This window comes from Streptomyces sp. NPDC086554 (assembly GCF_040686095.1).
GTDB lineage: Bacteria > Actinomycetota > Actinomycetes > Streptomycetales > Streptomycetaceae > Streptomyces.
The window spans coordinates 60,069-79,457 of the sequence record NZ_JBFBJK010000028.1 but is presented as its reverse complement, the minus strand read 5'-3'; the positions used below and the strand labels follow the sequence as shown (position 1 = coordinate 79,457).

Below are 19,389 nucleotides of genomic sequence, written 5' to 3'. Positions count from 1 at the left end.
TGGCAGGGCCCGACAGAGGCAGCGGCAGGCGGCTACTTAGGCTAGAGGGCATGTCACACACCCCGCACCCGGACCCCGCCCAAGGCCTCGTCGACGACCCTGCCGACGGCCTCATCGGCGACCCCGCCGACGGCCTCATCGACGACCCGTACGCCGTGTACGCGCGGCTGCGTGACACCGCGCCCGTGCACCGCGTCGCCGGGCCCGACGGCAGCCCGGCCTGGCTGGTCACGCGGTACGACGACGTGCGCGCGGCGCTCGCCGACCCCCGCCTCTCGCTGGACAAGAGCCATGCGCTGCCCGGGAGTTACCGGGGTTTCGGCCTGCCGCCCGCCCTGGACGCGAACCTGCTCAACATGGACCCGCCGGACCACACCCGCATCCGCCGCCTGGTCGTCAAAGCCTTCACCTCCCGCCGGGTGGAGAGCCTGCGCGCACCGATCCGGCGCACCGCCGACGAACTCCTCGACGCCGTCGAGCCGTCGGGCCGCGCCGATCTCGTCGCCGCCTACGCCGCCCCGCTCCCGATCACCGTCATCTGCGACCTCCTCGGGGTGCCGGACGGCAACCGGCCGGACTTCCGGGCCTGGACCGACGCTCTGGTCGTGCCCGATCCGGCGCGACCGGGGGCCGCCAAGGAGGCCGTCGTCGCGATGCTCGGCTTCTTCACCCGGCTCCTTGCCGAGAAGCGCGAGAACCCCGCCGACGACCTGCTGTCCGACCTCATCGCCGTACGCGACGAGAGCGAGCAGGGGGATCGCCTCAGCGAGGACGAGCTGATGTCGCTCACGTTCCTGATCCTCTTCGCAGGGTACGAGAACACCGTCCAGCTCATCGGCAACGCGACCCTCGCCCTGCTCCGGCACCCCGAGCAGCTCGCGGCCCTGCGCAAGGACCCCTCCCAACTACCGTCCGCAGTCGAGGAGTTCAACCGCTACGACGGCCCCGCCCTGCTCGCCATCCGCCGCTTCCCGCTCCAGGACATCACCATCGGCGGGGTCACCGTCCCGGCGGGCGAGACCGTGCTGCTCTCCCCGTCCGCCGCCAACCGCGACCCGCGCCGCTTCCCCGCCCCGGACCGCCTCGACATCGCCCGCGACACCACCGGCCACCTCGCCCTCGGGCACGGCATCCACCACTGCGTCGGCGCACCCCTGGCCCGCCTGGAGACGGCCACCGCGCTCGGCGCGCTCATCGACCGCTTCCCCCGCCTCGCGCTCGCCGTCCCGGAGGAGGAGCTGCGGTGGCGCCCCTCGATGCGGGCGCGCGGGCTCATAGGACTCCCCGTGACGTTCTGAGAGTTCCTCGAGATCCTCAAAAATTTCTTCGCCGCGACCGATGAGTTCCGGCGAGCCCGCGGGTCACCCCTCGCAGAAGCACGGATCCGAGGCGCGGATCCGCAGGAGGGACTGGGGACCATGGGACTTCCCGACATCGTCACGCGCGAGGAGTGGCTCGCCGCGCGCGCGGAACTGCTCGCGAAGGAGAAGGCCGAGATCCGGGCGCGCGACGCGCTCAACGCCGAGCGGCGCAGGCTCCCCATGGTGGAGATCCAGAAGGAGTACCTGTTCGACGGTTCCGACGGCAAGGCGACGCTGTTCGACCTCTTCGACGGTCACGCCCAACTCATCGTCCACCACTTCATGTTCGCCCCGGAGTGGGACGCGGGATGCCCCAGCTGCTCGGCGTTCCTCGACCAGATCGGGCACCTTGCCCATCTGCGGGCCCGCCGCACCAACTTCGTCGCCATCTCGCGCGCCCCGTTCACCAAGATCCTGCCCTTCAAGGCGCGGATGGGCTGGACGGTGCCGTGGTACTCGTCGAACGGCGACGACTTCAACCACGACTTCCACGCCACCGTCGACGAGGACGGCAAGACCGTCGAAGTGCCGGGCCTCAGCTGCTTCCTGCGCGACGGCGAGCGCGTCTTCCACACGTACTCGGCGTACGAGCGCGGCACCGACTGGGTGGGCTCCTACTCGAGCCTCCTCGACCTCACCGCCCTCGGCGCCCCCGCCGGAAGCAGCCCGGTGCGGTACCACGACGAGTACGACGAGTGAGTGTTCCGGACACAACTCGGTGTCAGGTCCGTCACGTTGTGAGTCTTTTCCACCCCGCGATGCGTTCTACTCCATGAGAGTCCTTTGCTGGACTGCCGACGGGGGAGCGGGAAGACGATGATGAACGATCGAGTGGTACTGGAACGCTTTCCGGCCGGTGGGCCGCGCGGATCGTGGCCCGCGGAGGAGTTCGCACGGGCCCGCCGCATGGAGGGTCTGCGGGCGGAGGTCGTCATGGACCTCGCGTCCGACGCCTTCCTGGTGATCGTGCGCGACACCGAGGCGGCCGTCGTCACGGAGGTGGCCGCCGCCGCGTGATCTCACGCGGGCCTCGGGGCGGGCCGCGTGCGCGACGGGTCGGAACACAGCGCGTCATGGGCCAGGGCGGACACGATCGCGGCTTGTGTCCGCGTCTCCTGCCCGATGGCCCCCGTGGCCTGGTTCTACATGACCGTCCTGCTGGTATGCGCGGGGCTCACGGCCTGGGCGGCACCGACTGAGCGGTCGGCCGGCATGAGTTGCCCGGGGTTGCACCGTGTCCGGACTTGCAACCCCGGGCAACTGTTGCCGATCGACCGGGACCGCAGTGCCATGGCCCATGCACGCAACTCCGCACCCGCACCGGCAAAGGAGTTACTCCGTGACCGGCACTCTCCGGACACCCCGGGCCCCGCACGAACACGGCCTCGACGGACCCGCGTTGCTCGACGCGTACCGCACCATGCGGACGATCCGTGACTTCGAGGAGCGGCTCCACGAGGAGTTCGCGACCGGCGACATCCCCGGCTTCGTCCATCTGTACGCAGGTGAGGAGGCGTCAGCGACCGGGGTGTGCGCGCACCTCGACGACGACCGCGACGTCATCGCGTCCACCCACCGGGGCCACGGCCACTGCATTGCCAAGCATGTCGACGTGAAGTCGATGATGGCCGAGATCTACGGGCGTAGGACCGGGGCGTGCCACGGCAAGGGCGGCTCCATGCACATTGCCGACCTCTCCAAGGGCATGCTCGGCGCCAACGGCATCGTCGGCGGCGGGCCGCCCCTCATCTGCGGTGCCGCGCTCGCCGCGAAGGTGCGCAGGGACGGCGGCGTCGGCGTGGCCTTCTTCGGCGACGGCGGCAGCAACCAGGGCACCACCCTCGAATCCCTCAACCTCGCCTCCGTCTGGCAGCTGCCCGCCGTCTTCGTCGCCGAGAACAACGGCTACGCGGAGGCCACTTCGGCCGAGTGGTCGGTGGGCGGCGGCTCCATCGCGGCCCGCGCGGCGGCCTTCGGCATGCCCGGCGTGAGCGTCGACGGCTTCGACTTCTTCGCGGTGCACGAGGCGGCGGGCGCGGCGATCGACCGGGCACGTGCGGGCGGGGGGCCCACTCTCATCGAGGTCCAACTCACCCGGTATTACGGCCATTTCGAGGGCGACCAGCAGAAGTACCGGGCCGACGAGGTGCAGCGCGCCCGCGCCGAACTCGACTGCATCAAGCGCTTCCGGCAGCAGGTGGCGGGCACCCTCACGGACGACCGACTCGACGCGATCGACGCACAAGTGGCCCGACTGATCGACGAGGCCGTCGCGGAGGCGCAGGCGGCGCCCCCGCCGACCGGCGCGGATCTGGAGACCGACGTCTACATCTCGTACCTCTGAATCTCGTATCTCTGAGGGGAGTCGACCGTGGCACGCAGCATCAGCTATCGCGAGGCGCTGAACGAAGCACTGGCGCAGGAGATGGAGCGCGACCCCTCCGTCATCGTCATGGGCGAGGACAACGCGGGCGGTGCGGGGGCACCCGGCGAATCCGACGCCTGGGGCGGGGTGTTGGGCGTGACGAAGGGGCTCCACCCGCGCTTCCCCGGGCGGGTCCTCGACACGCCCATCTCCGAGTCGGCGTTCATCGGCGCGGCGATCGGCGCGGCGACACGCGGCCTGCGGCCGGTCGCCGAGCTCATGTTCATCGACTTCATGGGCGTGTGCTTCGACCAGATCTTCAACCAGGCGGCCAAGTTCCGCTACATGTTCGGCGGCAAGGCCGTCACCCCCGTCGTCATCCGTGCGATGTACGGGGCCGGACTGCGCGCGGCCGCCCAGCACTCCCAGGCGATGTACCCGGCGTTCACGGCCGTGCCCGGACTGAAGGTGGTCCTCCCCTCGTCCCCGTACGAGGCGAAAGGGCTGATGATCCAGGCGATCAGGGACGACGACCCGGTGATCTTCTGCGAGCACAAGGCGATGTACGACGTGGTCGGCGAGGTCCCCGCCGAGAGCTACGCGATCCCCTTCGGCGAGGCGGGCATCGTGCGCGAGGGCGAGGACGTGACGGTGGTGGCTCTGGGGCGCATGGTGTCCGTGGCGTCCGACGCGGCGGCGGAACTGGCCGCGTCCGGCGTGGACTGCGAGGTCATCGACCCGCGCACGACGAGCCCGCTGGACGCCGACACGATCCTCGAGAGCGTCGCACGGACCGGGCGCCTTGTCGTGGTGGACGAGGCGTCGCCGCGCTGCGGGATGGCCGCCGATATCGCGGCGCTCGTCGCGCGCGAGGAGTTCGGTGCGCTGCGCGCGCCCATCGGGACGGTGACGCCGCCGCATACGCCGGTGCCGTTCAGCCCGGCGCTCGAAGACCTGTACATGCCGGACGCGGGGCGGGTCGCCGCCGCGGTCAAGTCGGCCGTCGACTGGAAGCCGTGAGGGCGGAGGGGATGGCGGAGATATCCGGGATGTCGCTCGTCGAACGGGTCACCATGCCCAAGTGGGGCCTGTCCATGAAGACCGGGAAGATCACCGAGTGGATCGCGCAGGAGGGCGACGAGGTCGAGGAGGGTGACGATCTGGCGGAGATCGACACCGACAAGATCGCGGGCACGCTGGAGGCTCCGTCCGGCGGCGTGCTGCGCAGGATCGTCGCCGAGGCGGGCGGCGAGGCGCCCGTCGGGTGCGTCATCGCGGTCATCGCGCCCGCGGAGGTCCCGGAGGACGAGATCGAGCGGGTGGCCGCCGAGGCACGCGAGCAACTGGCGCGCGGGGTGCCCGCGGAGGACGAGGGCAGCCCGGTCAGCGGTCTCGCGGAGGTGGACGGACGGGCCCTCGCGTACGCGACGTCGGGTGCGGGCCCCGAGGAGATCGTGCTGGTCCACGGCTACGGCGGCGACAAGAACTCCTGGCTCTTCGTGCAGGAGCCCCTCGCCGCGCGGCACACGGTGTACGCGCTCGACCTGCCCGGTCACGGGGAGTCGGGCAAGGACGTCGGCGCGGGCGGGCTCGACGCGCTGACGGACGTGGTCGTGGGCTTCCTGGACGCGCTCGGCATCGAGCGGGCGCATCTGGTGGGGCATTCGCTGGGCGGCGCGGTCGCGACGGCGGTCGCGGCGCGGGTCCCGGAGCGGGTGCGTTCCCTGACGCTGATCGCGCCTGCCGGGTACGGCCCGGAGGTGGACGCCTCCTACCTGCGGGGCTTCGCGGCGGCCGGTACGCGGCGCGAACTCCGCCCGCACTTGGGGAAGTTGTTCGCGGACGAGGGTCTCGTCACACGGCAGTTGGTGGACGACCTGCTCAAGTACAAACGCCTGGACGGCGTGGACGTCGCCCTGCGCACGCTGCTGACCACGCTGCTCGACGAGGACGACGCACCGGCCCTCGACGTGCGGCACCTGCTTCCGGCGTCGCTGCGGGTGGTGGCGGTGTGGGGCCGCGAGGACCGGGTGATCCCCGCGTCCAACGCGACGTCCCTGATGGGCAGGGCTTCGGTCCGGGTGGTGGACGGGGTGGGGCATCTCGCGCAGATGGAGGCGCCGGGGGAGGTGGTGGCGGCGGTGGAACGGGCGGTGTCCGGCTGAGGGCGCGGGGGCGGTGCCTGCGGGAGGGCGCCGACCTTGCCCGGCAGTTGCCTTTTCAGCCCGTGCCGACGCAGCCGGAAGGGATTCGGGTAGGGGCGGGGTCGGGGAAAAGAACCGCCGGAGCCTAGGCCCGCACCGCCCGCGACCACCCCGGCGTAGTTCCCGTCACCCTGCACAACGCCAGGTACAGGGGAATCGGCGGAGTGTAGGGAACACCGGGAACACCGCCCTCCGCGGGCGGGCAGTGGATCAGGGAGGGGGACCGGCGCGCGCCGGGCACAACCGCACCGGCCGCGTAGAACGCGGGAGCCGGCCACTCCAGGGCGACATCGGAATCCGCCGGCACGATCCACCACCACCGCGCCCCGTCCACGTCCTCGTACACACACCCCACCCGAGGCAACCGCGCCATCAACCCGGGCCCGATCCCCGCAGGCACCGCCACGGCATCACACCCCAGCGGCTGTGACATCCCCTCAGGAACGGCGAGCCGCGTGGGCGGCGGAACGGCGGCAGCGGCCCGCCCCCGCTCGAAGCGGACGAGCGTGTTCAGATCCAACGGCCGCCGCACTGTCACCGCGTTCACACGCTCCCCGCCCGCATCGTCGTCACGCCCAAGCTGCCCTCACGCCCACGCCGAACACGGGCTCACGCCGAACACCGGCTCACGCCGATCACCCGCTCACGCCCCGAGCTCCGCCCACACCGTGCAGCCAACGCCGGGACCCTCGTCCCGCACCCCCCACGCCCTGCTGACCGCCTCGACGAGGAGCAATCCCCTCCCGTGCTCGTCGTCGGGCCCTCGATGGGCGGGACGCGGGGCACCTGAGCCCCACCCCTCGTCACGTACCGCTATGCGCAGCGTCCCGGGGCGCGTACAGAGCTCGCAGACGATCCGGTGGCTCGCGGTGTGCACGATGGCGTTGGTGACCAGTTCGGAGACGACGAGGGCGGCGGCTTCGCGCGCGTCCTCGTCGATGTCCCAGCCCACGAGCTGGGCGCCCGCAAGCCGCCTGGCCTGCGCGGCAGACCCCGGGCGTGGCGCGAGCGCGAAGCTGACGCAGAGCTCGGCGCCGCCCTCGAACCATGCGTCGGCGGTATCGCCAACACGGGCCTCGGCGGCTGCGGCATGTAACGGCGCGGGCGGAGTCACGCCATCCACTATCGCCCCGTCGGGAACACCTTGGCAAGACCCACTCTGAAAAGTGCACAGTGGCGTGTCCCTCCGAGACGGCGCATGGCACACTGCTCGCAACGGCTCCAGGTGCGGAGTGAGTTGGGGTTACGTGGAGTACGTGGAGGTAGGGACGTGAGCGAACCGCGGTCCGCGCCGACCGTCGGACAGGTCGTTCTCGGTCGTCGCCTGCAGGACCTGCGTGAGCGCGCCGGCCTCAAACGCGAAGAGGCCGCACGGATCCTGCGCGTCGCCCCGGCCACGGTCCGCCGCATGGAGCTGGCCGAGGTCGCGCTGAAGATCCCGTACCTCCAACTGCTCCTGAAGTCCTACGGCATCGCGGACGACGAGGCCGAGGGCTTCGTGATGCTCGCCGAGGAGGCGAACAAGCCGGGCTGGTGGCAGCGGTTCCACGACATCCTGCCGGGCTGGTTCAGCATGTACGTCAGCCTGGAGGGCGCGGCCAGCCTCATCCGGTCCTACGAACCGCACTTCGTGCCCGGACTGCTCCAGACCGAGGAGTACGCCCGTGGCGTGATGCGCTCCGGGGCGATCGGCCAGACCAACCCCGATGACATCGAGCGGTATGTGGCGCTGCGGATGGAGCGCCAGGCGCTGCTCACCCGCGAGGACGCGCCGCGCCTGTGGGTCGTGATGGACGAGACCGCGCTGCGCAGACCCGTGGGCGGTCCCGATGTGATGCGCGAGCAGATCGACAAGCTGCTCGAAGCCGTCGAACTGCCCCATGTGACGCTGCAGATCGCGCCGTTCGCAGCGGGTCCGCATCCCGGCACGTACGGACCGTTCGTGCTGTTCCGGTTCGCCATGCCGGAGCTGCCGGACATGGTCTACAGCGAGTATCTGACCGGCGCGGTCTATCTGGACGCGCGCAATGAGGTGGCGACCCACCTGGAGGTCATGGACCGCATGGCGGCGCAAGCCGCGACGGCACATCGCACAAAGGAGATCCTCCGGGATGTCCGCAAGGAGCTGTGAATGGATCGACACCGAGCCGGTACGCGACCCGGGTCCAAGCCCGGAGCCGGGTCCCGCCCCGAGTCACGGGACGACTCCCGGATATACAACGGCATGCCCGCCCGCGACCTCGGCAACGAGGGCTGGCACAAGCCGTGGAGCGGCGGCAACGGCGGCAACTGCCTGGAGGCCATGAAGCTGGCCGACGGCAGGGTCGCGGTCCGCCAGTCCGCCGATCCGGACGGCCCGGCGCTGATCTACACCCATGGCGAGATCACGGCGTTCATCCAGGGGGCGAAGGACGGGGAGGCCGATTTCCTCCTGTCGTGACCGTTCCTCCTGTCATGACCGTTCCTCTGTCGTGACCGCCTGACGGGATCTCACAGCCGCGACCACATCCTGCGGGGGGCGTCCACAAGACGGCTCACCGCGACGACCGGCATCGGGGGCTGCTGCGCACGGTCGTCGCGGAGCCGCAGCGCATAGTAGATCTGCTCGACCGATGGCGGCCCCACCGCGAGATTGCGCCGCACCGCGGCCTGCGAGGACCCCTCTCCGGTCCGCACGAGATACGCGGCCGCCATCGCCCCCGTACGCCCGACTCCCGCACCGCAGTGCACGAACACCGGCCCGTGGGCGGTGCGCACCACGTCCAGGAACCGGCGCACCTGCACCGGCGTCGGCGTCTGGCCGTCGCGGATCGGCAGCCGTACGACGTCGAGTCCGGCGCGGCGCGGCGCGCCGAGCTGGGCCGCGCTCAGGTCCTCGGCGCGCAGATCGACGACCGTGGCGAAGTCCAGCTGCGCGAGCCGGCGGTACCCGTCGGGTGACGGCGCGGCACCCCGCCACAGCAGCCCGTCGCTGTCCACCGGGCGGAAGTGATGGATGCCGGCTGCGCTGACGGCGCTCGTGGGGGCGGCCGTCGCGTTCCGCGCCCAGTAGGAGAGCGCGAGGATGCCGAGGGTGCCGGTCGCCCAGAGCGCGAGATAGGCGAGCGCGCACCCGGCGATGGCACGCAGGCAGATGCGGCGCAGACGGCGATGCCGGGGGAGTGGTGGGGATGTGGATGTGGATGTGGACGTGGACGGGGCCGTGCGGGTGACGGTCATGAGGGACCAAGGATTGGGGACGAGGTGTACTGGCAGGGTAACGCGCCGTACATAAAAGGGAGTTGAGGAGTGGTTCGGGCGGCACCGCTCAGTCGTCGTCCGGGTGGGCCGTTCAGCCGTCGTCCGGGCCCGTGTCGCCGATTCCCCGCACCGTCAGACGGGCCTTGTCCAGACCCGTGTCCTCCAGGCAGCCGCGCAGCCGCATGCGGTCGTGGTCGGTGAGCGCGGGCCGCACGACACCCGCGTACAGATCGTCGCCAAGCGGCCCGAGCGCGGCATGGCGCAGCGGGACGGAGGTGGAGTCCCGGCAGCGTTCCCAGATCTGATGGGCGGCCAGCGAACGGCGCTCCGGCGTGGCGTCCGCGCCGCGCATGTCGATCCGCAGGAGCACCGAAGTCGCCGCCGACGTGTTCGCATGGTCCTCGCGGGTCTGGGTGAGCTCGGCGATGCCCACGAGGAGCGCGGCGAGCAGGGCGGCGCCCACGGTCGCGACGGCGAGCAGCCGCACCGTCCCGCGCCGGTCGCGCGGCCCGCCCGGCGGGGGCAGATCCTCCAGGCCGGTGCCGGGCGGCGGCGCCGCGAGGACGGCGAGGCGCCCGGCGAGCCGCTGTTCGGCGGCGGGGCGCGCCGTCGCGGAGGCGATGCGCTGCACCGCCCAGGCGAGACCGGAGAGGAGTACGCCGGTCACCATCAGGACGGGCACGAAGACGTACGTACGTCCTGCGGGGTCGTCGTCGAGCCAGCGGAAGCGCGGCGTCCGCGACTCGGGGCCGGGGTTCCCTTCCGCACGCAGCCGCGCGAGTACGTCGTCCTGGCGCCGGTCGGCGTCGCGCAGCCGTTCCTCGACGCGGGCGATCCGGCCGAGGAGCACCGCGCCGAGCAGCACGATCTCGACGACCAGGAGCAACACACCGCACAGGATGGCCCGTTGCCACTGCCACCGGTAGAGATAGACGACCAGGTAGACGGCGGCTCCGGTGGCGGCCGCACCGCCGAAGAAGTAGGCGAGCCGCTTCATCGGGGCACCTCGGGATCTGTGGCCTCTGTGCCTTCCGCGTCCGCGTCCGCGTGTACGTCGCCGGTCGTGCCGTCCAGTGTGAGGCGGGAGCCCGGCGGGAAGCGCCGTACGGCGTCCGACACACCGACGACCGCGGGGAGGGCGAACTCGCGGGCGAGCACGGCCAGATGGGAGAGCGGGCTGCCGGTCTGGGCGACGAGCCCCGCGAGGCCGGGCAGCAGCTGCGCGAGTGCCGGGTCGAGCGTGCGCACCACGAGCACCGCGTCCGCGGGCCGCGCCCCGGTGCCGTCCCACGCAGTCCCCGCGGCCCGCCCGCCGGACACGCCGCGCCCGCCGTCCCCCGTGCCCCGCGCGGACCGTTCCGCGACCACCGCGCCGCCCTCCGCGATCCGGAACGCGTCCGGCAGCCGGGCCGAAGCGGCCCGCGGCAGCCGCTCCCCGACATCGCCGGGCAGCCGGCCGCCGGTGAGCGCGTCCACCAGCTCCGGCCACCGCAGCAGCCCGACCCGTCCCGGCGCGCCGAGCTCGCCCCGCGCCACGAGCCGCCGCGCCGCCTCGCGCACAAGGCGTACCTGCAGCTCCTGCACCCAGCGGATGCGCAGCCGGAGCGCCTCTCGCGGCGGAAGTCCTGAGGCCCCCGCGGACGCGGGGGCGGGTGCGCTCCCGCCATGCCCGGTGTTCTCCGGCAGCCGAACCTCCCCCTCCAGCCGCGGCGGAACCAGCGCGAGCACCACCGGATACCGCGCCACGGCACGGTCGTCCGGCAGCCCCCGTGCCCGCGCCTGCGCGAGCGCGGTGAGCGCCGCACCCGCCGCCGTCGCGGTGTGCCGCTCGGGGAGCAGCGCCCCGCAGAGGGCCTCCTGGGCGTGCAGGGACACAAGGGCGGCGCGGGTCCAGCGGAGGGTGGACGCGAGCTCGGGGCAAGGGAGTTGGGCGGCCTGCGCCGTCCCTGTGAGCGCGCGGTCGATGTCCGCGGCGAGGTCAAGGGCGAGGCCGGGGAGCGCCGCGGTCAGCCGGCCGAGCCGCCAGGCCGCGGCGAGCCTGCGGGCGCCCGGCGCCGGGTTGAGCAGCGCGAGCACGCGGTGCGGGGGCGGTGCGGCGCCAAGGAGGCGCAGATCGGCCGCAGCGCGTCCGCCGACCACCGTGACCACGGGCGTGGTCCGCAGCGTGCGCCGCGGCGCGGTGGCCCCGATGTCCAGTGCGGCAGCGAGCCCACGCGCCATCGGAGCGACCCACAAGTCTTCTTCCAGCGGCTGGAGTTGGTCCGGAAGCGTCTCCGCGACCGGTCCGGGACCGAGCAGTCGTGCCCCGCGTGCCGGCCGGGCCGCCATCGCCGTGATGGGACGACTCTGAAAGAGCCAGAGACGCCCGTCGTCGTCGAAGCCGAACTCGATGTCCTGCGGCCCGCCGAACACTTTGCGCGCGCGCCGGGCGAGGCAGGTGAGGCGGGACAGCTCGGATGCGGTCAACAGCCGTTCCGGCGCCGGGGGTTCGGTACGCAGGACGCGCCCGCGCGGGCTGAGCAGATAGTTCGTGCCGGGCTGCTCGCCGCTGACGAGCGTGTCGGGACCGCCCCGCACCGCACTCACCAGCATCCGGTCCGGCCGCCCCTCGACGGGATCCGCGCCGAACAGCACGCCGCCGACACGCGCGGCGAGCATCGGCTGGACCAGGACGGCCATCGCGGCCGTCGTGCCGTCGGAAAGGTGCGCCGACGCGCGGACGACGTCGACCGCCGCACGGAAGGCGTCCCAGCCGCGCACATCGAGCACGGACGCGAACTGCCCGGCCAGGGACGACTCCTGGGTGTCCTCCTGCGGGGACGAGGAGCGGACGACGAGCGGCAGCGCACCGTCCGCCGACAGCTCACGCCAGGAATGGTGCAGGGCACCTGCGTCGGGGGATTCGTCCGTGCCGTGCGGGACGACGAAGCCGGGCAGTACGGGGAGCCCGGCGCGGGCGGCGCGCGCGAGGTGCGCGGCCTTGGAGCCGGTGAGGTGGGTCTGTGCCGCCCGCGGATCGTCCAGCGGAACGGGCGGAAGGGCCGTGGCACGCGCGGCACCCGCGCCCCGCGCCCCACCCTTGCCCTCGCCATGACCGTCGCCGTACGTGTCGTCGTATGCGGGGCGTTCGCCGAGCGTCGTCATCAGGCACCCTCCAGGACCGGCCGCCAACAGGGGGGACGCGCGGGGGTGGCCCTGCGCCTGACGGCGGAACGAAGGATCTCGGCATGTCGTCGACGGGTCCGATGCCGTTCGCGGGGCGGACCACAGCCCCCACCCCGGCGGGCCCCGACGGCGACGTGCCTCCCATGACAACGATCCCACCAGAGGGCCAATTCCTGGAGCTGACGGGCTGGTTGACGGTGTCTTCCGGCCAGTGCGGGGGCGTTCGCGGTCAGCAGGGGCAGCCATTGGTCCATCGCGGTGGGCGGCGGAGAGGCCGTTGCGTCAGGCCGCGCGGCCGCCCGGCCCTCGCGTCACGCCGTCATCGGTCGGTCGTACGGCCCTATCGGTGCCGTCAGGTGCGTCGAGCCGGTCAGCCATCGGTCCACCGCGGCAGCGGCCGCGCGGCCCTCGGCGATGGCCCAGACGACGAGCGACTGGCCGCGGCCCGCGTCGCCCGCCGCGAAGACCCCCGGCGCATTGGTCGCGAAGCCCGCGTCGCGTGCGAGGGTGCCGCGCTCCTCGACGTCCACGCCGAGCTGGTCGAGGAGGCCGCCTTCCGTCCGCTCGGGGCCCGAGAAGCCGAGCGCCAGAAGCACCAGGTCGACGGGGAGCGCACGGGTGGTGCCGGGCCGCGGACGGCGGTCCGCGTCGACCTCGGCCAGGTGCAGGGCGTGCACCCGCCCCGTCGCGTCGCCGGTGAAGCGCAGGGTGGACGCGGCGAAGAGGCGCGCGTCGGCGTCCGCCGCCGGTGCGGTGCCCAGCTCCCCTGCCTCCTCGTGGGCGGCGGAGAGCCGGTAGACCTTCGGGTACGTCGGCCAGGGCTCGGCAAGGTCGTCGCGCGCCTCGCCAGGCCGCGCGTAGATGTCCAACTGCGTGACGGACGCGGCCCGTTCGCGCACGGCCGTGCCCAGGCAGTCGGCTCCCGTGTCCCCGCCGCCGACGATGACGACGTGCTTGCCGGCGGCGGACAGCGGCGAGCGGTCCAGATCGCCCTCGCAGACGCGGTTGGCGAGCGGCAGATACTCCATGGCCTGGTGGATACCGGCCAACTCCCGCCCGGGCACGTCCAGTTCACGCCAGGCGGTGGCGCCGACAGCGAGGACGACCGCGTCGTGCCCGGCCCGCAGCTCCGCCCCGCCGATGTCCCGGCCCGCCTCCGTCGACGTACGGAAGACCGTGCCCTCGGCCCGCATCTGTGCGAGCCGCCGCTCCACGTGGTGCTTCTCCATCTTGAACGCGGGGATTCCGTACCGCAGGAGCCCGCCCGCGCGGTCGTCGCGCTCGTACACGGCGACGGTGTGCCCCGCGCGCGTCAGCTGCTGCGCGGCGGCGAGACCGGCGGGGCCCGAGCCGATGACCGCGACGGTACGGCCGGAGTGCCGGTCCGGGGGCCGCGGCGGATCGAGGCCGTCCTCCCACGCACGGTCGGCGATCGCCGCCTCGACGTTCTTGATGGTCACCGCGGGCTGGTTGATCGCAAGGACGCAGCCCGTCTCGCAGGGGGCGGGGCACAGGCGGCCGGTGAACTCGGGGAAGTTGTTCGTGGCGTGCAGCCGGTCGGCGGCGGCCCGCCAGCCGGCGCGCGAGACGAGGTCGTTCCACTCCGGGATCAGATTGCCCAGCGGGCACGCGTCGTGACAGAACGGAACGCCGCAGTCCATGCAGCGGTCCGCCTGCCGTTCGACGATGGGCAGCAACGCTCCGGGGACGTACACCTCGTCCCAGTCACCGACCCGCTCGCCCACGGGGCGGCGCGGCCATTCCTGGCGGGGGGTGGTGAGGAAGCCCTTGGGGTCGGCCATGGCCGTCTCCCTCGCGTGCTTTTGCAGGCTTTCCGCCACCTTACGCCGGGCCGGCCGCCGCGGCACTCGGTCGGGTCGGGGGGCCGGTCAGGTCGGGTCAGGTCAGGTCAGGTCAGGTCAGGTCAGCGACAGGGTGAAGGCCGCCGCCGAGGCGAGCGACGCGCCGACCCGGATGTGGTTCCACCTGGTCCACTCGCTGACGTACGTACGCCACTTCTCCGCACTCTGCGGGGCCTGTGGGTCGAGCTTGGCCAGGGCGTCGTTGCGGGGGACGTTCGCGGCAATGGTCACCCCGAACGACCCGAACAGATACAGCGCGCTGCCGAGCAGGATCTCCACGGTGCCCTCGTCGGGCCAGAGCACGAACGTGACGACGGCGACGACCGAGCTGAGGCCGGCGGCGCCCATGAACACGGCCATGAACCCGGGGGTGACGGCGGCGACGTTGATCGACTGCATCGCGGCGATGCCCTGTGCCGGGGGCAGCGCGGCGAGGCCCTTCATCACGAAGGTCGAGAACGCGATGAACGCTCCGGCCACCAGGCCGCTGGCGAGCGCGCCCAGCAGCACGAGTACGAAGTACGGTCCCTCGATCATGGCAACTCCCGCGTCGGGTAAGGCGGCCGGGTGGTGGGCGAGCGAGCCGTGAGTCTGCATGGCGGGGTCGCCCACCACAAGTCAATTCCCTGGGCGCGGGGTCGGCCATGCGCACGACGCGCGATCGCATGCGAGGACGTCTCGCGGCACCCCTGAGGGGCCGCCTGCCGCGGGCCCACTGCCCCAAGCCGCCGCTGCGCGGCGATGCGGGGCTCGGCTGTCACCTGCCCGTCCGCCCTAGCCGCCGCTCCGCGGCGATTTCTCCCGCCCACCCACCCGTTCACCCGGGGTAATCGGGTGGGCGGGCGGGAAAGATCCGCCGCGAAGCGGCGGCTCGAATCCGCGAAGACGCCCGGCCGAAGGCAAAGCCGAGCCCCTCCCTGCGACGGAGGTCGACGACGCCCGGCCGAAGGCCAAACCGAGCCCCGCCTCGGCCAGAGGCACGACGCCCGGCCGGAAGGCAAAGCCGAGCCCCTCCCCGCGACGGAGGTCGACGACGCCCGGCCGGAGGTCACGCCGAGGCCCGGCCAGGAGGCGCGGCGGCGCGCCACAGCGCCAGCGTGGCCTCGACCGCGGCAGCGATCCGGCGGCGGGCCTCACCCCGCGGCACCCCGCTCATCAGCAGCCGGTCGTACGGAGTATCCGTATGCCGCACCGCGGCAACCACAGCCGCGGTCACCGCCCCCGCGGACAACGCGCGGCCCGCCGCACTGCGCCCCACCCGCCCACTGCCCCGCACGGACGCATGCGCGGCGATCGCAAGCGCCCGCCCCTCCGGACACCCCGGAAACAGGCGCCGTATCTCGTCCGCGAACGCCCCCGTGAAGCGGACGTCCTCCGCCGCCCGCCGCACCGCGTCCCGCGCCCTCCGCCGCGCCCGCGCCTCCGCGTCTGCGAGGCACCGCTCCTCGGCACGCGCGAGGGCCGCCTCCTCGACGAGAACGCCCTGCCGTTCGTACCGGCTCCGGCGCCGGTTGAGGCGCACGACCACCGCCGCAAGGCCGCTCCCCTCGCGGGCCCGCCGCGTCAGCGCGGTGTCGCCGCGCGGCAGGAACACGAGATGCCCCAGGTCGGCGCAGTCCAGACAGCGCGGCCCGCCGTCCTCCACGACCAGCAGGGCGAGCGGTCCGCCACGGCACTCCTCGCAGTGCCGCCGCTTCAGCGGTTGGATGGCGACAAGTCCCGGTCCGGCGGGCGGAGTTGGCAGAGGAGGGGTGGTCGGAGCCATGAACGAAGCATTCCCCCTCCCCGAGGGGCCCTACCGCGCACCCGGCATCATGGGCCCTGTGCGACTCGAAGCGATCACCTGGGAACGGCTCACCGAAGCCCTCGCCGGCCGGCTCGCGGAGCTCAAGACGGCCGACGGAAGCCTCTGGCCCCGCATCGCCTTCGACGGCGCCCCCGCGGGCAGGCCCGGCGAGCTCGCACACCGCGTGGCCGACGCCCTGCGGGTGCGCGGACGGTCCGCGCTGGTGATCGGCACGGAGGACTTCCTGCGCCCGGCCTCCCTGCGCCTGGAGTACGGGCGCGAGGACGTGGAGGCGTACCACAGCGGCTGGTTCGACACGGGAGCCCTGTGGCGCGAGGTGTTCGGGCCACTGGATCCGGGCGGCACGGGACGCGTACTGCCCGACCTGTGGGACCCGGCCGCGGACCGTGCCACCCGCAGCCCGTACGTCGAACTCCCGCCCGGCGGAATCCTGTTGATGCACGGCCCGCTGCTCCTCGGCCACTGGTTCCCGTTCGACCTGACGGTCCACATACGGCTCTCGCAGGGCGCCCTGCGCCGGCGTACCGCACCGGACGAGCAGTGGACGCTGCCGGCCTTCGAGCGGTACGAGACGGAGACGGATCCCGCTGCGGCGGCCGACGTGGTCGTACGCGCCGACGATCCCCGGCATCCGGCGTGGAGCGGCTGAACGTCGACCGGACCGGGATCCGCGGTGCCCGTCCCCGGCGTGCGGACCCCCGCAGACCCGGAGAGAATGAAGGGCGCCGGGACTAGCGGTGCCTCCGTGCCGCGCCGGCCGTCCGGCAACGGGAGGTACTCATGACCACCGCCGGAGACATCATGCACCGTGGTGCCCAGTGGATCCCCGCCCACGAGACCCTGGACCGCGCCGCGCAGCTCATGCGCCAGCTCGACGTGGGCGCGCTGCCCATCAGCGACGAGAATGAACGCCTCTGCGGCATCCTCACCGACCGCGACATCGTGGTCGGCTGCGTGGCGATGGGGCACGACCCGTCCAAGGTGACCGCGGGCGAGATGGCCAAGGGTACGCCACGCTGGGTCGCGTCGGACGCGGACGTCGACGAGGTCCTGCACGAGATGCAGGGCCGCCAGATCCGCAGGCTCCCTGTCATCGAGAACAAGCGTCTGGTCGGCATGATCAGCGAGGCCGACCTCGCCAAACACCTCACCGAGGAGCAGCTCGCGGGCTGGGTCGAGAGCGTGTACGCGAAGAGCTGATCGCCTACGGCTGCTCGCGTACGACTACCCCTTCGCCGCCACCGAGAACGTGCCGTCGTCCGTCACCCCGTACAGCACGCCCCCGAGGGCCAGCGGGGCCACCCCGCTCGGGGAGCTGTCGTCCACCGAGCCGCCTCTGTCGGTGTCCCTGAAGGAGGGCGCCGAGCGCCACCGCTCCTTGCCCGTACGGGTGTTGACGGCGATGACGCTGCTGTCCGGCATCGTGGCGTACAGGGTGTCGCCCCGCACCGAAGGCTCGCTGAAGATCCGCAGTTCGCGCGAGGTGGTCCACAGCGGCTTGCCCCGCTCGAGGTCGAGGGCGAGCACGGTCTCGTTGGCGTAGTCGAACAGGTACATGGCGTCGCCGCGCACCAGCGGCGGCGCCTCCGGCTCGACTGCCCAGGGGAAGTCGATCCCGCGGACGTCCCCCGAGGTCAGATCCTGGATGAAGAAGCGTGAGGAGACGCCGGAGTCGTCCTCCCAGCGGGCGAAGTACCCCTTGCCGTCGTGCACCGTGGCCAGCCAGAGATCGCCCTTCGGCGCCTTGACCGAGCCCAGCTTCCGGCCGGTGCGCGCGTCGAAGCGCGTGATGGCCGATGAGGCGGGGGCGGGGTCGCCCTTGCGCGCTGCGGTGCGCAGATCCGCGAAGACCGTGCCGTCCGGGCCCGCGTAGAACGCGCCAGGCGAGTCGCTGGTCACCTTGTGGTGCCACAGCTCGTCGCCGGACCGGGGATCGTACGCCGTGTACGTCGACGTCCGGGACTCGCTCAACTCGCCCTTGTGCACGACGAGTACGCCGCTCAGGAACTGGAACTCCGCGTGCGGCCCCGGCAGCCGCCACAGCCGCCGGCCGCTCTTCGCGTCGTACGCGTCGACGCCCTGGGAGCCCTCCGCGCTGAACGTGAACACCGCCCCGGCGCCCACCACGGGCTCGGTGACCGAGTACCCGTCGCTGGACTTGGGGCGGTGCATCGGCTTGGTCCATGTGACCTTGCCCGTCAGGGGATCGAGCCGGGTCAGCGCCGTGGTCGGCGACGCGCAGTAGACGCCGCGCGCGTGCGGGGTGCAGGCCTCCGAGGACGGCATCATGTCGTCGCCGTCCTTCTCGGCCGCGACGTGCCACGGCTGCCAGCCGTCGGGCAGGCCCGGCTTGCCGTCCGTGCCCTCCGCGACGGGATCCGACGCCCCGAGCAGTGCCACGGATACGCCGATGCCGATCACGGCCGCAAGCGCCACGGCACCCGCGAGGACCACCTTGAACCGCCGCCCCCGGCGCGGGCGTTGGGCCGCGGTAGCGGTCGCCGACAGGGCGAACGTGGTGTCGGAGGCGTCGGAGGTGTCGGATGCGTCGGAGGTGTCGGTGGCGGTACCCTCCGGCTCCTCCGCCCGTTCCACGGTGGACACGCGGTCCTGCGGCGCACCCGGCTCCCCCTCCTCCGGCAGCGCGGCCAGCGCCTCGAGCACCTGCACCGGAGTGGGCCTGTCCTGCGGGTCCTTGGTGAGGCAGGAGAGGACGAGGGGGCGCAACGCCTCGGGCAGCGCGCCCAGTTCGGGGTCGTTGTGCACCGTCTGATAGGCAGCCAGATACGCGTTCTCCGCCTCGAAGGGGCTGCGCCCCGTCGCCGCGTACACGAGAAGTGCGCCGAGCGCGAAGACGTCGACGGGCGGCCCCACGTCGCGCGGGCTGCTGAACTGCTCCGGTGCCATGAACGGCGGTGAGCCCATCACCAGGCCCGTCTGCGTCCGGACATCGCTGTGCGCGGCACGGGAGATGCCGAAGTCGATGACGCGCGTCATCCCGCTGTCGCCGCCGTCACCGCCGCCGCCGTCCGTGTCCTCCCCGGAGTCGAGCAGCAGTACGTTGCTCGGCTTCAGGTCGCGGTGCACCACCTCGGCGGAGGGGGCACCTCCCGCGCCCTTAAGGCGTGGGGGAGGATCTCCCGCAGCGCCTCGGCCAGTTCGCCGCCGAGCCGCTTCAGCCGGGGCCAGTCGAGGGGCCCCTGCTCGGCGACGCGCTGGGCGAGGGTGTCGCCGTGCACGTACGCCGTGGCCATCCAGGGCAGCGCGGCCTCCGGGTCGGCGTCCACGACGGGCGCGGTGAAGGCGCCGCTGACCCGGCGCGCGGCCGTGACCTCCTGGCGAGGGGGGTCCCCCCTGCTCCTTAAGAGCTTGGGGGAGGGCGCGG

20 protein-coding genes are annotated in these 19,389 nt (G+C 72.7%); 10 read left to right on the top strand and 10 right to left on the bottom strand.

The window, feature by feature from the left end:
- Nucleotides 1-50: 50 nt before the first annotated feature.
- From AB0O76_RS35535 to AB0O76_RS35510, 6 genes are all read left to right on the top strand, one after another.
- A complete protein-coding gene (locus tag AB0O76_RS35535; protein WP_365500192.1) occupies nucleotides 51-1,298 on the top strand; it encodes a cytochrome P450 in 1,248 nt (415 codons plus the stop codon).
- Nucleotides 1,299-1,418: 120 nt separating this feature from the next.
- The gene (locus AB0O76_RS35530) at nucleotides 1,419-2,060 is read left to right on the top strand and encodes a DUF899 domain-containing protein (protein ID WP_365500189.1); all 642 of its coding nucleotides are present in this window, start codon (nucleotides 1,419-1,421) and stop codon (nucleotides 2,058-2,060) included.
- A 120-nt stretch (nucleotides 2,061-2,180) separates the two neighbouring features.
- A complete protein-coding gene (locus AB0O76_RS35525) occupies nucleotides 2,181-2,378 on the top strand; it encodes a hypothetical protein (protein WP_365500186.1) in 198 nt (65 codons plus the stop codon).
- A gap of 322 nt (nucleotides 2,379-2,700) precedes the next feature.
- Nucleotides 2,701-3,705, top strand: a complete 1,005-nt coding sequence (locus tag AB0O76_RS35520; RefSeq protein WP_365500183.1) for a thiamine pyrophosphate-dependent dehydrogenase E1 component subunit alpha — start codon at nucleotides 2,701-2,703, stop codon at nucleotides 3,703-3,705.
- Nucleotides 3,706-3,732: 27 nt separating this feature from the next.
- Nucleotides 3,733-4,746 (top strand): alpha-ketoacid dehydrogenase subunit beta, encoded by a 1,014-nt coding sequence (locus AB0O76_RS35515; protein WP_365500180.1) that lies wholly within the window; start codon nucleotides 3,733-3,735, stop codon nucleotides 4,744-4,746.
- An 11-nt stretch (nucleotides 4,747-4,757) separates the two neighbouring features.
- Nucleotides 4,758-5,891 carry an acetoin dehydrogenase dihydrolipoyllysine-residue acetyltransferase subunit gene (locus tag AB0O76_RS35510; RefSeq protein ID WP_365500177.1) on the top strand — a complete coding sequence of 378 codons (1,134 nt, stop codon included), beginning with the start codon at nucleotides 4,758-4,760 and terminating at the stop codon, nucleotides 5,889-5,891.
- Between the two features lie 124 nt (nucleotides 5,892-6,015).
- On the opposite strand, the gene AB0O76_RS35505 is transcribed toward AB0O76_RS35510, so the two are convergent.
- Complete coding sequence (locus AB0O76_RS35505; protein WP_365500297.1) at nucleotides 6,016-6,363, bottom strand: hypothetical protein; 348 nt, start codon at nucleotides 6,361-6,363, stop codon at nucleotides 6,016-6,018.
- Nucleotides 6,364-6,573: 210 nt separating this feature from the next.
- A complete protein-coding gene (locus tag AB0O76_RS35500) occupies nucleotides 6,574-7,044 on the bottom strand; it encodes an ATP-binding protein (RefSeq protein WP_365500174.1) in 471 nt (156 codons plus the stop codon).
- A 156-nt stretch (nucleotides 7,045-7,200) separates the two neighbouring features.
- On the opposite strand from AB0O76_RS35500, the gene AB0O76_RS35495 reads away from it, so the two are divergent.
- Together AB0O76_RS35495 and AB0O76_RS35490 are read left to right on the top strand one after the other, a co-directional pair.
- The gene (locus AB0O76_RS35495; protein ID WP_365500172.1) at nucleotides 7,201-8,061 is read left to right on the top strand and encodes a helix-turn-helix transcriptional regulator; all 861 of its coding nucleotides are present in this window, start codon (nucleotides 7,201-7,203) and stop codon (nucleotides 8,059-8,061) included.
- 93 nt (nucleotides 8,062-8,154) lie between these two features.
- Nucleotides 8,155-8,370 (top strand): DUF397 domain-containing protein, encoded by a 216-nt coding sequence (locus tag AB0O76_RS35490; RefSeq protein WP_365500295.1) that lies wholly within the window; start codon nucleotides 8,155-8,157, stop codon nucleotides 8,368-8,370.
- A gap of 50 nt (nucleotides 8,371-8,420) precedes the next feature.
- Here the strand turns inward: AB0O76_RS35490 and AB0O76_RS35485 are convergent, their stop codons facing one another.
- From AB0O76_RS35485 to AB0O76_RS35460, 6 genes are all read right to left on the bottom strand, one after another.
- Nucleotides 8,421-9,149, bottom strand: a complete 729-nt coding sequence (locus tag AB0O76_RS35485) for a dual specificity protein phosphatase family protein (RefSeq protein WP_365500169.1) — start codon at nucleotides 9,147-9,149, stop codon at nucleotides 8,421-8,423.
- A 112-nt stretch (nucleotides 9,150-9,261) separates the two neighbouring features.
- Nucleotides 9,262-10,167: a hypothetical protein gene (locus AB0O76_RS35480; RefSeq protein ID WP_365500166.1), complete on the bottom strand. Its 906-nt coding sequence runs from the start codon at nucleotides 10,165-10,167 to the stop codon at nucleotides 9,262-9,264.
- Nucleotides 10,164-12,314 carry a PEP/pyruvate-binding domain-containing protein gene (locus AB0O76_RS35475; protein ID WP_365500163.1) on the bottom strand — a complete coding sequence of 717 codons (2,151 nt, stop codon included), beginning with the start codon at nucleotides 12,312-12,314 and terminating at the stop codon, nucleotides 10,164-10,166. Before AB0O76_RS35475 ends, AB0O76_RS35480 begins: the two co-directional genes overlap by 4 nt.
- A 332-nt stretch (nucleotides 12,315-12,646) precedes the next feature.
- Complete coding sequence (locus tag AB0O76_RS35470) at nucleotides 12,647-14,137, bottom strand: glutamate synthase subunit beta (protein ID WP_365500160.1); 1,491 nt, start codon at nucleotides 14,135-14,137, stop codon at nucleotides 12,647-12,649.
- 117 nt (nucleotides 14,138-14,254) lie between these two features.
- Complete coding sequence (locus AB0O76_RS35465; RefSeq protein ID WP_365500157.1) at nucleotides 14,255-14,734, bottom strand: anthrone oxygenase family protein; 480 nt, start codon at nucleotides 14,732-14,734, stop codon at nucleotides 14,255-14,257.
- A 511-nt stretch (nucleotides 14,735-15,245) separates the two neighbouring features.
- Complete coding sequence (locus tag AB0O76_RS35460) at nucleotides 15,246-15,962, bottom strand: DUF2293 domain-containing protein (RefSeq protein WP_365500154.1); 717 nt, start codon at nucleotides 15,960-15,962, stop codon at nucleotides 15,246-15,248.
- A gap of 58 nt (nucleotides 15,963-16,020) precedes the next feature.
- On the opposite strand from AB0O76_RS35460, the gene AB0O76_RS35455 reads away from it, so the two are divergent.
- Complete coding sequence (locus AB0O76_RS35455) at nucleotides 16,021-16,653, top strand: uridine kinase (RefSeq protein ID WP_365500292.1); 633 nt, start codon at nucleotides 16,021-16,023, stop codon at nucleotides 16,651-16,653.
- 131 nt (nucleotides 16,654-16,784) lie between these two features.
- Nucleotides 16,785-17,204 (top strand): CBS domain-containing protein, encoded by a 420-nt coding sequence (locus AB0O76_RS35450; RefSeq protein ID WP_365500151.1) that lies wholly within the window; start codon nucleotides 16,785-16,787, stop codon nucleotides 17,202-17,204.
- Nucleotides 17,205-17,228: 24 nt separating this feature from the next.
- Here AB0O76_RS35450 and AB0O76_RS35445 read toward each other — a convergent pair whose 3' ends face one another.
- Nucleotides 17,229-19,094, bottom strand: a complete 1,866-nt coding sequence (locus tag AB0O76_RS35445; RefSeq protein ID WP_365500148.1) for a PQQ-binding-like beta-propeller repeat protein — start codon at nucleotides 19,092-19,094, stop codon at nucleotides 17,229-17,231.
- Nucleotides 19,076-19,291 (bottom strand): hypothetical protein, encoded by a 216-nt coding sequence (locus tag AB0O76_RS35440; RefSeq protein WP_365500145.1) that lies wholly within the window; start codon nucleotides 19,289-19,291, stop codon nucleotides 19,076-19,078. Before AB0O76_RS35440 ends, AB0O76_RS35445 begins: the two co-directional genes overlap by 19 nt.
- Nucleotides 19,292-19,389 lie beyond the last annotated feature (98 nt).

Coding starts and splice junctions, on each gene's coding strand:
- AB0O76_RS35480 (WP_365500166.1), bottom strand. CDS start 10,167: ATGAAGCGGCTCGCCTACTTCTTCGGCGGTGCGGCCGCCACCGGAGCC.
- AB0O76_RS35475 (WP_365500163.1), bottom strand. CDS start 12,314: ATGACGACGCTCGGCGAACGCCCCGCATACGACGACACGTACGGCGAC.
- AB0O76_RS35485 (WP_365500169.1), bottom strand. CDS start 9,149: ATGACCGTCACCCGCACGGCCCCGTCCACGTCCACATCCACATCCACA.
- AB0O76_RS35510 (WP_365500177.1), top strand. CDS start 4,758: ATGGCGGAGATATCCGGGATGTCGCTCGTCGAACGGGTCACCATGCCC.
- AB0O76_RS35470 (WP_365500160.1), bottom strand. CDS start 14,137: ATGGCCGACCCCAAGGGCTTCCTCACCACCCCCCGCCAGGAATGGCCG.
- AB0O76_RS35490 (WP_365500295.1), top strand. CDS start 8,155: ATGCCCGCCCGCGACCTCGGCAACGAGGGCTGGCACAAGCCGTGGAGC.
- AB0O76_RS35525 (WP_365500186.1), top strand. CDS start 2,181: ATGAACGATCGAGTGGTACTGGAACGCTTTCCGGCCGGTGGGCCGCGC.
- AB0O76_RS35460 (WP_365500154.1), bottom strand. CDS start 15,962: ATGGCTCCGACCACCCCTCCTCTGCCAACTCCGCCCGCCGGACCGGGA.
- AB0O76_RS35465 (WP_365500157.1), bottom strand. CDS start 14,734: ATGATCGAGGGACCGTACTTCGTACTCGTGCTGCTGGGCGCGCTCGCC.
- AB0O76_RS35505 (WP_365500297.1), bottom strand. CDS start 6,363: ATGTCACAGCCGCTGGGGTGTGATGCCGTGGCGGTGCCTGCGGGGATC.
- AB0O76_RS35450 (WP_365500151.1), top strand. CDS start 16,785: ATGACCACCGCCGGAGACATCATGCACCGTGGTGCCCAGTGGATCCCC.
- AB0O76_RS35530 (WP_365500189.1), top strand. CDS start 1,419: ATGGGACTTCCCGACATCGTCACGCGCGAGGAGTGGCTCGCCGCGCGC.
- AB0O76_RS35535 (WP_365500192.1), top strand. CDS start 51: ATGTCACACACCCCGCACCCGGACCCCGCCCAAGGCCTCGTCGACGAC.